The following is a 12830-nucleotide window of genomic DNA, read 5'->3' on the forward strand; positions in this document are numbered from 1 at the left end:
CGTGACGCCGGGGTGCGCGTACGTGAGCGCCTGGGTGACGACGGCGTGCTCGGCGGGTATGCGGTCGCGTTGCCCGGTGCCCGTGAGGACGGCGGCTTGTGCCCGGTGGTTCGCGGGTTCGACGCTCGAACGGGCCCATCCAGGATGGCCCCGACGCCGTGATCACACCAGTCGCAGTGCATGGGACCATAGCGATCATGTCAGGTCAGGTCTGGGTATCCCTCATATCCGTGGGCGGAGTTGTCCTCGGTGGCATGCTGTCCTACCTCGTCCAGCACAGGACTCAGTCGTCAGCGGAACGCGCTGAACAGCAGCGGCAGCAGAGCGCGTTGTCAGAGTCTCGGCGCGCGGAACGGCTGGCGCTGCTGGAGCGGTTCATAGAAGTGGCGGCCGAGGCCGAACGCTCCGCGTTCAGCCGGCCTTCCGAGTGGGACGATTCCCATGCCTGGTACCTCACGACGCAGGGCGTCATGAACAGGCTGTGGGTCGCAGAGCGGCTCATCCGCATTCAGTTCCCCCTGCCCGTACATGACGCGGCCCGGGCGTACTTCCTGGACCTCAACCGGACGGTGTGGGAAGGCTTGCCCGACGGCGAGAGCGTGCGGGACTACCTGGAGGACAACCGGCTGGCGTTCCTCGACGCGGCCCGAGCGGTCATGGGATAGCCCAGCCGCTGGGCCCCGTGGAACGGCTGGGCGAGCGCGGCTTTGTCCGGATGCGTGCCATGCCGCACGCCGTGCTCGGGGGCAGCGCGTTGCAGCATCGACACCAGAACGTCGGTCGGTCATCCCGGGAGATGCGGTGGGCGGGTCGTTGGCATGAGCCGAGCCGGGTGTCATGCCGCAGGGTCTGTCCGGCGCCGGGTGAGGGACCTGCTGCGAAGGTTCCTCACCCGCCTGCTGGACACCACCGACATCGGATGAGGGGACCGCTCCCGCCACCGAAGCACGGTGAACGGCGAGCACACGCCCGAGGAGCCCGCCCCGCCCCCTCGGGGCTGCAGGGCGCCGAGCAGTATGTGTGAGACTCCCTCTGAATGATCACTCGGGGGGAGTTTCGCGTTGAACGCGCTGTTGAAGAGGGTGTGGATCGGGCTGGCCGCGACCTTGATCGTGAGTCTGGCCGCCGTGGCCCTGCCGGACCACATCCAGATAAACGACGACGGGCGCATTCACCTGGGCGCGCCCGCACCCACGCCGTCCCCATACACGGCGGCGCCCACACCGGAGCCCACGTCACCACCCCTCACACGGGACGCCGTGGACGAGACGATCCGGACCGCGCTCAGCGCCGCGGGCCTCGACCCGGCGCAGGGCCGCCCGATCGGCGCGGCCGGCGCCAACTCGGACAGGACGGGCTGGACGGCCGTCCGCGAGAAGACCGCCGCACAGTCGGAGATGAACGCGATCTGCGCCGACCTGGAGCGCCAGGGCTGGACGCTGAACCCGAACGGCGACCGCCCCGACGCCTCCCGCAGCTACAAGCGCGGGGGCTGGCACCTCCTGGTGAGCACGCGCGGGAAGACCCAGGCGCCGTCCACCACCTCCGCCTTGACCGACTCGCAGACCTACCTGACCCTGGCCGGGCTCCAGCTGAACCTTTCCGGCATACCCCTCCCCGAGAGCACCGTCCGCATCGGCTGACCCCTCACCGGGGGAGTGGTCAGAGTTCGAGCGGATCGTCCTCCATGGGGTGGCCGGACTCCCGGGCCGCCAGTACCCGCCGCCGGGCCACGGCCACCCGCGCGCGTGAACCAGGCGCCGGTCCGGGGCGGCTTGTCGGCAGGGGCCCGGCCGCGGCTGCGGGGTGACCGATGACGGCGCCAGGGCTGCCGGGGGAGTGGAGGCGACCCTGCCTCCGGGCGACGGAGCTTGGCGGTCTCGCGCGGGCCGCCCCGGAAGATGGGCCGGGGGTCCACGCCGTACCGCTCAACGCCTGCGTCCGGCTCCGGGTCACGGGTCGGGGCGCGGCCGCCCGCTCATTGGGGAGGCGGAGAAGGCGGCCCCCTGCGGCCTCGATGAGACCGCCCGGGAGTCCCTGCAGCGCACCCTCCGCACCGCGGCCGCTCTCGGCGATCTCCTGGCGGTGGCCGCCGCTCTATCCGCCAGGGCGGGGACTGCGTATGCGTGCGGCACGACTGCGGCGGCGTGGTCCTCGTCTCCCGGTACCAAGCACGGCGACACGGTAGAGCCGGTTCTGGAGTGCACCCCGGCGGCCCGGTCCGATGCACCGACCTGTCCCGCCGCACGGTTGGCCGCGGTCGGGCCGACCTGCAGTGCGATGAGGAGACGGCTGACCGGGGGTCTCCGGCGGAGCGTTATGCTCCGCGCCTGTGGAAGACATCAACATACGACAGTCGCAGCAGGCCCAGGTAACGGGCGACGTCGTCCTGCGGTTCACGGGCAGTGTCGAGAAGAGCGAACTCCGTGAGGGGCTGAAGGCTGCGGGAACGTTTCGGCCACTGCGTTGGCTCGCTGCCGCAGGCGCGTTGTTCATCGCGCTCCTGGGAGTGCGCGTCGACGCCGAGGGCGGCTCGGTCAACATCGGCTTTGTGGCCGCGGCCGCCGTCTACGCGACCGTGTTCGCCCTGCTCGCCCCCCGGCAGATCGTCACACATGCCCTCCGGGCCCAGCAGGCCCACGAGGGCGCGGACTGCGTCGTCGACGGCACGGGCATCGCGGCCGTCCGCGACGGCGCGGACATCAAGCGCCTGGGCTGGGATGCGATGACGCGGTATCACGAGACCGCGAGCCTCTACGTCGTTGTGGGCAGGACCGGCCTCAGGACCTGGGTGATGGTCCTGCCCAAACGACTGCTGACCGCACCCGACGCCGAACTCCTCGGCGCGGTCCTCGATTCCCGGCTGCGCCGCGGCTAGGCAAGAGCCATTTTGATCGGGGAGCCCGTCCAGCGCGTCCTGGTGGGGGAGCCCAAGTTCGGGTTCAGGAAGCACAGGCATCGACCACTGGATACCGTCGGTGTTCTGCAGATTCCACGCCGGCCGTCCTGCGCCTGGACCATCAAACCCCTAATCGTGTTGCCGACTGCCAGGTACCACGATCCGGGCTGTAGCTCGATGCCTGGCGGTCCGCAACCGCCCAGACGACCCGGTCCTGTTCGACGGCCAGTGGGCGGAGGTCGCCGCCGCGATGGTGCACGCCGCTGGGATCGCCGAGCGCGGTGATGAGCAGGCCTGCCGGTGGATCGCCGTACTGCACGCGGATGACCACATCCACATCCTCATCCTCGCTACGTCGGCCCGGCAGGACGGCCGCCACCCCCGGCTGCGCGGCGACATCCCGGCGATGCACGCCGCCGCCCGTGCCTTCGAGGCCGGCTGGGGCCTCACCCCGATGTCGCCCCTGGACCGCACCGCGCGCCGCCGCAAGAAGGGCCGGCTGTCCCCTCCTGCGGGGGGCAGGAGGAGGACAACGTGGAACACCGCCGGGTGCGGGCCCGGGTCGAGCACGCCTTCGCCCGCATGCAGGACTGGAAGATCCTCCGCGACTGCCGCCAGAGCGGCGACAGCCTCCAGGCCTGCCCGAGACGGAGCTTCTGCAACACCCTGCAGCTTGCTTGGTGGAACAAATTGCGATGCGCACCGGCAGTAAGCCGGTCAGACTCGCGGGCATGACTGCGAAGATCACTCGTATCAACCCCGAGCAGCTGCATGAGACGCCCGGCTATCACCACATCACCGTGGTGGAGGCCGGTCGTACGGCCTACCTGGCGGGGCAGTGCCCTCTCGATCGGAGTGGTTCCCTCGTCGGTTCCGGTTCGCTTGAGGTGCAAGTCGACCAGGTTGTCGTGAACGCACTCGCTGCCTTGGCTGCGGTTGATGCCGAGCCGAAGCATGTGGTGCGCTCGGTGATCTATGTGCGGAGCGACGACAGAGACGTTCTGGGCGTCGCTTGGCGTCGGCTCACCGACTCAGCTCTCGGGCCGGCGTTCACCACCGCCAGCACGCTGTTGGGTGTTGCGCAACTCGGGTTCACGGGGCAGCTCGTTGAAGTGGACCTCACCGTGGCGCTGCCCGACTGAGCCTCTTCGTCTCCAGGTGTCGAACGTCGTCTCGAACGTCGTCTCGAACGGGGTGGCTCGCCTGGGGATTCGCCGGACGTGGGAGTGGCGGGGTGTCGCGTGGGTGTCAGATGGGCTGCGGCGTGCCCGTACCGCGGCCCACGCGGCGGCGGTAGCCATGGTGATTCCCAGGGCGGCCCAGGTCAGAGGGCTGGCCAGGAGGGCGTGCGGGAGCTGCTGGCTCAGGACGAAGATGCCCATGACGACCACGAACCAGCCGAACGCCTTGCGCAGGGTGTCCTGGGGGATGCGGCCGGTGAAGCGGCTTCCGATCAGGCTGCCGGCGACCGCGGCTGCGGTCACCATCAGTGCGAGGCCCCAGTCGATCTGGACGCCGGACAGGTGGCCGGCGAGTCCGGAGAAGGATTTCATGGCGATGACCAGCAGGGAGGTGCCGACGGCGACGCTCATGGGGAGGCCGCCGAGCAGGGCGAGGGCGGGGACGACGAGGAATCCGCCGCCGGAGCCGACCAGGCCGGTGACCGCGCCGACGACGAGTCCCTCGGCTATCACGTACTTGACGGGCCGCTCGGTGTGGGCGGGCCTGGCCGCCTTCGGTTCGCCGGACGTGCGGAGCATGGCGGCGGCGGTGGCCAACATCATCAGCGCGAACGCCACGAGCAGGACGGTGCCCGGCACGTACTCGGCCAGGCGTCCGCCGCCGTAGGCGCCGACCATGCTGACCGTGCCGAAGAGCAGTCCGGTGCGCCAGCGGACCCGGCCCGCGCGGGCGTGCGGGACGAGCCCGACGGCGCTGGTGACGCCGACGACGAACAGCGAGGTGGCGATGGCCGCCTTGGTGTCCATTCCGGCGAGGTAGACCAGGATCGGCACGGTCAGGATGGACCCGCCGCCGCCGAGGATGCCCAGGCTGATGCCGATCAGGACCGAGGCCGCCAGGACGAGGGCAATCACGCCTGTTCCCGCAGGGAGGCGAGGACGGTGCGGATGTCGGTGCGCGGGCCGCGGTTGTAGGGCAGCTTCGACAACAGCATGCCCATCGCGCACGTATTGCTGAGCGCGGCGAAGGTCAGCCCGGCGCCGATGGCGGTGCCGATCAGGTGCGCCCCGGGCACGAACACACCGACGACGCCGGTGACCAGCACGATGGATCCGGCGATCAGGCGGACCTGGCGCTCCAGGTCCCAGCGGGCCTCACCCCGGTCGACCGGGGCCCCGGCGGCCTCCCAGGCCATCATGCCGCCGTCCAGGACCGGCAGGTTGGGCAGGCCGGCCTCGGCAAGGGCCTGCTCGGCCTGGGCGGCGCGGGCGCCGGAGCGGCAGACGAGGACCACGTCCTCGTCGAGGTGGGTCAGCAACTCGGCGCGGTGCTCGCGCAGCGTGTCGAGGGGGACGTTGCAGGAGCCGGGGATGTGGGAGGCGCGGAACTCTCCCGGGGTGCGTACGTCCAGCACGCGCGGTCCGGTGCCCTGCGCCAACAGGCCCGCGAGGGCGGCAGGGGTGAGGGCGGCGGTACGGGTGGGGTTGTCGTGGGCCATGAAGGGGTGCTCCATCAGCAGGAAGGGCGGGCGGGCGCCCGCGCGTTCGGGCAGGGGCCGGCGGCCCCGGCGCCTGGTCAGGCGGACGGGGCGTTCCGGGACGGCCGGCAGTTCGTGGGGGTGGGGCTCAGACGGCGGCGGGCGGGTTCAGCAGCGCCCAGGCGGCGTATCCGCCGAGGACGTCGGAGACGTCGGTGAAGCCGTGGTGGCGCAGCAGGCTGGCGGCGATGGAGGAGCGGTGGCCGCCCGCGCAGTGCAGGACCAGCGGCCGGCCGGCCGGGATCTCGTCCAAGCGGCGCGCCAGCTCGCCCAGGGAGATGTGCAGCGCACCGTCGATGAAGCCGTTCTCGCCGCGTTCACCGCAGTTGCGGACGTCGATGACCAGGGGCGGCCGGTCGCCCGCGAGTGCGGTGCGCAGCTGGGCGGCGGTCAGCCGGCTGGCCGGGGTGACCGCCTCGGCCATCGCGGTCAGGGCGTCGTCGGGGCCGCGCAGGTAGCCGGCGACGCGGTCGAAACCGATGCGCGCCAGACGGGTGACGACCTCCTCCTCACGGTTCTGCGGGGCGACGACCAGCAGCTCCCTCCCGGGGCCCAGCACGGTGCCGGCCTGCTCGGCGAACCGGCCGTCGGCGGGCACGTTCACCGAGCCGCGCAGATGTCCGGCCGCGAACTCCTGGGGGTCGCGGGCGTCGACGACGATCGCGCCGGCCTCGCGGCGCTCGGCGAACTCGGCCGCGGTCAGCGGGCGGGGTGCTACGGCCGGGTCGTACAGGCCGCGCTCACGCCGGTTGAGGTCGGCATCGTAGGCGAAGTAGCCGGGAGCCGCGGACTGCCCGGTGGTGACCAGGGCGACGAACTCGGCCTCGCTCATCGGCGCACAGGCGTAGTTCGTGGCCCGCTGTTCGCCGATCGTGGACTGCTTGTCCGTGGAGAGGTTCTTGCCGCAGGCAGAACCCGCGCCGTGCGCGGGGAAGACCCTCACCTCATCGGGCAGGCCCATCAACTTGTTCTGCACGCTGTCGTGCAGCATCGCGCCGAGCTCGTCGGCCGTCACACCGACCGAGGCGAGCAGGTCGGGCCGGCCCACATCTCCGATGAACAGCGCGTCCCCGGTCAGCACCCCGTACGGAACGCGGTCCCCGCCGTTCTCGTACACCAGCACGCTGATCGACTCCGGAGTGTGCCCCGGCGTCTCCATGATCTCCAGGGTGGTACCGCCCAGGCTGATCGTCTCGCCGTCGAGGAGCTTGCGGATCGCGTACTCCGTCTCGGCCCGCCGGCCGTAGCCGATCCATGCCCCGGTACGCGCCGCCACCTCCAGGTGGCCCGCGACGAAGTCGGCGTGGAAGTGGGTGTTGATGACGCCGATCACCCGGAACCCGCGGGCCTCGGCGTCGACGAGGTACTCCGAGACGTCCCGGCGCGGGTCCACGACCACAGCCTGGCCCGTCGACTCGTCCGCGATCATGTAGGACGCCTGGGAAAGACAGTCGAGGTAGTACTGGGCGAAGAACACGAGAGACCTCCAGCAGAAGCGAGAACATACCCACCGGGGTATGTGGGACGGCACAGTGCGGCGCAGGCCGGCACGTGCGGAGGGGGAAGCCCGGAACCCCCAGAGGACGGAGGGACGGGCGGGCGAGCCGACCCCGAAGGACACTCGGCACACACCGGGACCGGATACCCCCCTGGGTATTACGTTCTCGACGGTAAAGGCGCTCTCGCGCCCTGTCAAATACCCCCAGGGGTATTCCGTCCCGCAGGGATGAGAGGCAGGCGCAGCCGACGGCGCGGGTCGCCGGCGTTCTTCGTGGCTGCCGACCCCCACCCGGCCGGATACCCCCTGGGGTACCATCGGAAGGCAGCGCACGAATCCAGGAGGCACCGGTGAAAGTCGACGACGACGCAGTCAACGCAGTCCTCAACCGCCTACGCCGCGCCCAGGGGCAGCTCGCGGGCGTCATCGCCATGATCGAAGCCGGACGCGACTGCAAGGACGTCGTCACCCAGCTCGCCGCCGTCTCCAGGGCCCTGGACCGCGCCGGATTCAAGATCGTGGCCAGCGGTATGCGCCAGTGCATGGCCAACGCCGACGACAACCAGGCCCCCATGACCGAGGAAGAACTCGAAAAGCTCTTCCTCGCCCTCGCCTGACATCCCTCAGCCAAGACGGCCCGGCCCCTTTCAAGGGGCCGGGCCGTGGTCGTTCAGTCCGCGCCCCGGGGCCGCAAAGGTCCGTCCATCCCGGCGCCCGGGTCCTCGCCGCCGTCGTCTGGGCGACTCCCTGTTGACCGGCCTGCTGGTGCGGAGCGCGCTCACCTACAACAACCTGGCGCTCGGCCCCGCACAGGCCACCACCCCCGCACCGCCACGCTCGCTGCTGTGCCGTGGTGGGGGACACCGCCGATCCGTGGGCTGCGCCCGCGAGTACGGACGTGAAGCGCGCCTGGGACCCGTTGACCGAGGGCCTTGACGGTTCCCCGCGACCTCGACCTCGGCAACCGGCCGCGCGTCCTGAAGCAGCTGAAAGTGCAGCCGGCCGCGCACTCCCGGATGGTGTCGATGATGCGGGAGGTCCTGCCGGAGCGGGAAGCGGGCCTCCTGATCGGCTCACGCCACTGGCCCCTGCTCGCCGCCCGCAGGCAGCAGGTCGGCGAGAGCGAGGGATTTCCCGCTCGTGGAGTGTGCGGGCCGTGTCAAGACGTCGAGACGCTGGCTTCGTGTCGGCGGCCAATCCGGGATCCTCACGCACGGCCACACCAGCGATCAGCTGCCTGCGGAGAGGTCCCCGTCAAGGAGCCGTGCCGTGAGTTCCATGCACCGCGTCCGGGCCGCGGAGAAGCCATAGGGCATCTTGGTTACCGCTTCGAAAGCACTCATCTGGGCGTCCTCCTCGCCGCTCTCCTCGGCGTCGTAGATCTCGAAGAGCTTCTCCTCGGCCACGTCCAGTCCGGCGGCTTCAATGGCCTGGAGCAGGGCCTTGTGGTGGGCGCAGTGCTGCGCGGCGAGTTCCTCGACCTGCGGGTCGTGGGGGTCGACGGTGTCATCGAGGGCGGCGTCGGCCGCGTCGAGGCGGTCTGCCTCGGCCCGTAGGCCGGGATGGGTCGCCAGGGTGATGAACACGCTGGCCTGAATTGCGGCTCCCAGCGGCCCGAAGATCCGTTCCGTGACCAGCAGGGCGTCCAGGTCGGAGGGGCGCAGTGCGCCAGAAGGCAGGTGGCTGAGCCGGTCCGTGACCAACGGGGAGAGCAAGCCCAGTGGGCTGCCCACGACCCGCAGGCGCTGGACTGCCGCGCGCTGACGCTTGATGTCGGCCTCCTGGGCGGCCAGGGTCTCCTCCAGCCGGCCCAGGACGTCCTCAACGTCCCGGGCCTCGTCGAAGGCGACCCGCATGTCGTCCAGGCTGATGCCGGCCTCGGACATCTTGCGGATCCACAGCAGGCGGATCATGTCGTCGTAGCCGTAGCGGCGGCGTCCGTCTCCGCCTCGCCCGGGCTCCGGCAGCAGACCGATCTGGTGGTAGTGACGAATGGCGCGCGGGGTGGTTCCGGCGAAGGCGGCGGCATCGCCGATCTTGACCTCGCGGGGAGGCGTGGCGGAGGGGTACATCGCAGACAGGGCCTTTCGTGCTGTGGTGCCCTCGACGACACCACATGCCGCTACGGCATGTGCAACTACACGCCCCCGGACCCTGACGGGGTATCGGGCGGTCCCTCGCCATGGGTGTCCCGTCCCAGGACGGGCCCGGAGTGGGTGGGGAGTCCGTCGAGCAGGTCTGCAGCGGTGGTGGTCATGGCTGTCACGGGTTGCCTGAGCTGCTGCCGGCCGGCGTCAATCGCCAGGGTGGCCGGCTGTCTTGGGCGTGCCTGTTCGCACCTTGTTTTTGCGGCCGGGCCGTCCGGTGGCCGTATGGCTGCGCCGATGCGGCCGTCCGTAGCCCGCTCGCCGAGCGCCGGTCGCGCGAGCCCCTGGACGGTGCCGCCCACTGACCGGGCATCGGCTGGAGTGCCTGCGGGAATTGGCTGGCAGGTGCATGACGGGTTGGTGGGGTGCGGGGCTACCTTCTTAGGGCTCCGGAGGGGCGGCTGTCCGAACTCGCCGGCCACAGGCGGGCGGTGGCGGCGTCTCCAGTGCCCCGGCTCCGCCGAGGGGCCGGGTCCCCCCACGCGTGAAGGAAGACGACCATGTCTCTGGGCACCTGGCTGAAAGTCGGCACCTCCGCCGCCGCGCTGGTCCTCGCGGCGGCAACCGCCGCGACCGCGGCACCCGCGCCCATACCGGACGCCACCGCAGCGGTAGTGACACTCCGTTACGACGACAGCAGGGCCGGTGGCTGGGAAGCGGCCATCGCGGCCGGGGTCGCTTCCTGGAACGCGAACGTCAGTAACGTACGGCTGGTGGAGGCCGCGCCCGGGGCCCGGGCCGAGATCGTCATCGTGGCCACCACCGGCTGGCCGCAAGCCACCCTCGGTCCGGTCCGTCCGGGGCGACAGGTCCGAGTTGAACTCGGCGCGCAGGCCGTGAGCCAGGGGTACGACAAGACGCGCATCGCTGCGCACGAGCTGGGCCACAGCCTGGGCCTCCCGGACACCAAGCCGGGGCCGTGCTCCCAGCTGATGTCCGGGTCCAGCGCCGGGACGGCCTGCACCAACGCCGTGCCCAACGCGACGGAGCGGTCCCGCGTGCAGAACGCGTACGCGAACGGGCTCGCGGCAACCGTGCCGACCGACGGCCGGGTACTCATCGACGCCCCCTGACCGGCGGGTCGGCGGGTGGGCCGGTGCGGGCCCTGGCTGGGACGGGATTCCCGGAGGGCGGCCGTGCCGGTCCACTGCCGCGCCTTCATCGGGAAGCGGGCCTGCTGATCGGCTGACGGCACTGGCTGCTGCTGGCCGCGCGCATGCAGCAGATCGGGGAGAGCAGACGGCAGCCACACCGTCGCCCGGCACCTGAACCGCCTGACCGCCGACTCCTCCTGACGGCAGGCCACGGGCACAGCTCTGGCTGGCGCCCTCGTGGACGCGGCCCTCGCCTCCCCGACCACCCCGCCCGGGCGCGCCGGCCGCTTCCCGGCCCCGGGTCTCCCCGACGGCGGCCCGTTCCTGCTCGACCCCCGCCCCGACCCCGCTCCTACGGGGATGGTCCGACCCCTGCCAAGGCGCGGTCTGGCGTCAAGCGGTCGCCCCCGCCCGCACGGGGGATGGTCCGTCCGCGCTGCGCGGGGCTGGAGTATTCGGGCGCTCGTTCGGTCGGCGGCGGGTTCGTTAGGCTCACGGGAATGGAAGCCCGTACCGCCTCTGTCCTTCTCCTGTCCGCCGCCCGCACTTCGACCGCCGAACTCATCGCGCGGGCGGCGGCCTGGCGCGGCTACGACGTGACCGACCGGGCGGACAGCGCCGAAGGCCGCAAGGTGCACTGGTACGGAGGCCCCCGTGCGGCCGCACGCCATGCCGGCCCGCTGGGCCTGGGGCTGCTCGAACCGGCCGACGACTGGTTGACGCACCTACCGCACCCCCTCCTGCGGCGGCGGGTGCGGCTCACCACCCTCGGCCAGGCACGGGAGCTGCGGGAGCGGGCTTTCGTGAAGCCGCCCTCAGCCAAGATCGACCTGCTGCCCGCCGCCGTCCACGAGGACGGGGCCACTCTGCCCGGCGGGCTCGACAACTCCACACCGGTTCTGGTGAGCGGTGTGGTGGAGTTCGCCACGGAGTACCGGCTGTTCGTCCTTGACGGCGAAGCCGTCACCGGCAGTCGCTACGCCGTCCACGGACGCCTCGATCCGGCGCCGCTGGACGCCGAGAGCCGCGCCTTCGCCCGCACGGTCCTCGACGCCACGGCCGCCGGCCTGCCCAGCGCGGTGTGCCTGGACATCGGTCGGCTCGCCGACGGCGACTGGGCGGTGGTCGAGGCCAACATGGCATGGTTCGCCCACTGTTACACCGCTGAACCCGACCGCGTCCTCGATGTAGTGCTCCGTGCCGCCGGCCCGATCGCCGCGGTTGCGGACCGGGACCGACGGTACCTGAGCAGTTCCGCGGATCGTCCGGAAGCGGTCCTCCCGTGATTGGAGAGCGGCGAACAGGCGGTCCACGTCGTTCTCGTGGTTGATCGGCCCCGTCCAGCCGATTGCTGCTGGAGGATCTGCAGAGCCGACCGACCGACCGTCCGGGCCCGGACCGCGTGTCGCGTCGACCGGCCGCCCGCCGCCCGGATCTGCGCCTTCGTGGGGACCGTCCACGAGCCGTGTTGAACGTGTTCAGAAAATCTGACAGCATGGCGTCCGGAAGGGCCCACCAGGCCGGGGGCTGAACGTGGATCCGTCTGCCTTCGGCACGAGTTGGCCATGAGATCCGGAGGTCGGCACGACATGATCATCGCCTTGCTCGCTTTCTTGTTCCTGTTGTCCCTGGGCTTGATAGTGGCCGTCGCGCCGGGTCTGCTCGTCGGGTACGCCTTCGTCGCGGTGAGCGGCAAGCTGTCGCTCACGGCGAGGGTTTTGTTGCTGGTGGCCCTGGCGATGGGTGCGGCGGCGCTGTGGCTGGGACTGGGTGAACCCGCCAGCGTCCTGCTGCCGCTGGCCATGTTGGTGTCGTTCCTCGCGACCCTCGCCTCGGGAGCCGCGTTTCTCGCGCTCGAAGCCCGCAAGCGGCGCGCACCCCGCTACCCCGCCCCGACGCGGCAGAGCTGGTAGCCGCCCGCCCTCCGTTTCCGTACAAGGAGGGGCGGGGCGGCTGCGGCTGCAGGGTGAGGGACCGCCCACGGACGACGCGTACGCTGTCGAGCCATGTGCCACCACGCGTTCAACGGCGCCTTCCGGCACTACGTGTGCGTCGCATGCCGCCTCGCCTTCAAGGGCAGCACGTGGCCGATCCGGAAGCGTATCTGTACCAGCTGTCGTGAGCAGCTCGCCTTCGCCGGCTACGACTTCGCCGCGCCCCGACGACGCGACACTAAGGCATGGTCCGTCGTTGCGGCCGTGCTCGCAGAGGGACTGACCTACGATCATCGCCCGGGCTGCGGCTGCTCGCGGCTCCCCTCGTTCCGGCCCCGGACCCAAGCGCAGGTGCGTGTCCGGCGACGCGCGGCCGAGCGGCTGGGCCTGCCTCTGTCGGTGACCCTCGCCCGCCGCGACGCCTTCACCCCGGAGAGCCGCGACGAGCAACCACCCTCGCCATCGGCCGGGAAACGCGACACAACCTGAGCTCAGTCGAGTCCGGGCGTGGCGAGGACGGCGAGCTTGTCACGCCTGCT

14 protein-coding genes and 1 pseudogene are annotated in these 12830 nt (G+C 71.2%); 10 read left to right on the plus strand and 5 right to left on the minus strand.

Annotated features, from left to right (window positions below):
- Window positions 1–197 precede the first annotated feature (197 nt).
- The 3 genes from ACIPYQ_RS39410 to ACIPYQ_RS39420 all read left to right on the plus strand — a co-directional run bounded on the left by ACIPYQ_RS39410 (window position 198) and on the right by ACIPYQ_RS39420 (window position 2878).
- Entirely contained in the window at window positions 198–665 is a 468-nt protein-coding gene (locus tag ACIPYQ_RS39410) for a hypothetical protein (RefSeq protein WP_401259301.1), read from the plus strand.
- Window positions 666–1061: 396 nt separating this feature from the next.
- On the plus strand, window positions 1062–1643 hold the full coding sequence (locus ACIPYQ_RS39415) for a hypothetical protein (protein WP_401259303.1): 582 nt from the start codon (window positions 1062–1064) through the stop codon (window positions 1641–1643).
- 689 nt (window positions 1644–2332) lie between these two features.
- Complete coding sequence (locus ACIPYQ_RS39420; RefSeq protein ID WP_401259304.1) at window positions 2333–2878, plus strand: hypothetical protein; 546 nt, start codon at window positions 2333–2335, stop codon at window positions 2876–2878.
- 142 nt (window positions 2879–3020) lie between these two features.
- Here the strand turns inward: ACIPYQ_RS39420 and ACIPYQ_RS39425 are convergent, their stop codons facing one another.
- The gene (locus ACIPYQ_RS39425) at window positions 3021–3236 is read right to left on the minus strand and encodes a hypothetical protein (RefSeq protein ID WP_401259306.1); all 216 of its coding nucleotides are present in this window, start codon (window positions 3234–3236) and stop codon (window positions 3021–3023) included.
- Between the two features lie 182 nt (window positions 3237–3418).
- Between ACIPYQ_RS39425 and ACIPYQ_RS39430 the strand changes: the two are divergent.
- A pseudogene (locus ACIPYQ_RS39430) lies at window positions 3419–3634 on the plus strand (hypothetical protein); the annotation flags it as partial.
- Entirely contained in the window at window positions 3631–4041 is a 411-nt protein-coding gene (locus ACIPYQ_RS39435) for a RidA family protein (protein WP_401259308.1), read from the plus strand. The pseudogene ACIPYQ_RS39430 and the gene ACIPYQ_RS39435, both read left to right, overlap by 4 nt.
- Here ACIPYQ_RS39435 and ACIPYQ_RS39440 read toward each other — a convergent pair.
- The 3 genes from ACIPYQ_RS39440 to ACIPYQ_RS39450 form a co-directional block, all read right to left on the minus strand.
- A complete protein-coding gene (locus ACIPYQ_RS39440; RefSeq protein ID WP_401259310.1) occupies window positions 3931–4995 on the minus strand; it encodes a sulfite exporter TauE/SafE family protein in 1065 nt (354 codons plus the stop codon). The two genes, ACIPYQ_RS39435 and ACIPYQ_RS39440, sit on opposite strands and share 111 nt — an antisense overlap.
- Window positions 4992–5579 (minus strand): rhodanese-like domain-containing protein, encoded by a 588-nt coding sequence (locus tag ACIPYQ_RS39445; protein WP_401259312.1) that lies wholly within the window; start codon window positions 5577–5579, stop codon window positions 4992–4994. Before ACIPYQ_RS39445 ends, ACIPYQ_RS39440 begins: the two co-directional genes overlap by 4 nt.
- 127 nt (window positions 5580–5706) lie before the next feature.
- Window positions 5707–7095, minus strand: coding sequence for a rhodanese-like domain-containing protein (locus tag ACIPYQ_RS39450; RefSeq protein WP_401259314.1), 1389 nt, complete (start codon window positions 7093–7095; stop codon window positions 5707–5709).
- Between the two features lie 371 nt (window positions 7096–7466).
- Here ACIPYQ_RS39450 and ACIPYQ_RS39455 point away from each other — a divergent pair, with 371 nt between their 5' ends.
- Window positions 7467–7733: a metal-sensitive transcriptional regulator gene (locus tag ACIPYQ_RS39455; protein WP_383578045.1), complete on the plus strand. Its 267-nt coding sequence runs from the start codon at window positions 7467–7469 to the stop codon at window positions 7731–7733.
- Window positions 7734–8345: 612 nt separating this feature from the next.
- Here the strand turns inward: ACIPYQ_RS39455 and ACIPYQ_RS39460 are convergent.
- The gene (locus ACIPYQ_RS39460; protein ID WP_401259316.1) at window positions 8346–9188 is read right to left on the minus strand and encodes a MerR family transcriptional regulator; all 843 of its coding nucleotides are present in this window, start codon (window positions 9186–9188) and stop codon (window positions 8346–8348) included.
- A 575-nt stretch (window positions 9189–9763) separates the two neighbouring features.
- On the opposite strand from ACIPYQ_RS39460, the gene ACIPYQ_RS39465 reads away from it, so the two are divergent.
- The 4 genes from ACIPYQ_RS39465 to ACIPYQ_RS39480 all read left to right on the plus strand — a co-directional run bounded on the left by ACIPYQ_RS39465 (window position 9764) and on the right by ACIPYQ_RS39480 (window position 12780).
- Window positions 9764–10336 (plus strand): snapalysin family zinc-dependent metalloprotease, encoded by a 573-nt coding sequence (locus tag ACIPYQ_RS39465; protein WP_351291252.1) that lies wholly within the window; start codon window positions 9764–9766, stop codon window positions 10334–10336.
- Window positions 10337–10857: 521 nt separating this feature from the next.
- Window positions 10858–11643 (plus strand): ATP-grasp domain-containing protein, encoded by a 786-nt coding sequence (locus ACIPYQ_RS39470; RefSeq protein ID WP_401259318.1) that lies wholly within the window; start codon window positions 10858–10860, stop codon window positions 11641–11643.
- A 303-nt stretch (window positions 11644–11946) separates the two neighbouring features.
- Complete coding sequence (locus tag ACIPYQ_RS39475; RefSeq protein WP_401259320.1) at window positions 11947–12270, plus strand: hypothetical protein; 324 nt, start codon at window positions 11947–11949, stop codon at window positions 12268–12270.
- A gap of 93 nt (window positions 12271–12363) precedes the next feature.
- Window positions 12364–12780: a hypothetical protein gene (locus ACIPYQ_RS39480; RefSeq protein ID WP_401259322.1), complete on the plus strand. Its 417-nt coding sequence runs from the start codon at window positions 12364–12366 to the stop codon at window positions 12778–12780.
- The last annotated feature ends 50 nt before the right edge of the window (window positions 12781–12830 follow it).

This window comes from Streptomyces sp. NPDC090045, from assembly GCF_044747975.1.
In the GTDB taxonomy this organism is placed as follows: Bacteria; Actinomycetota; Actinomycetes; order Streptomycetales; family Streptomycetaceae; genus Streptomyces.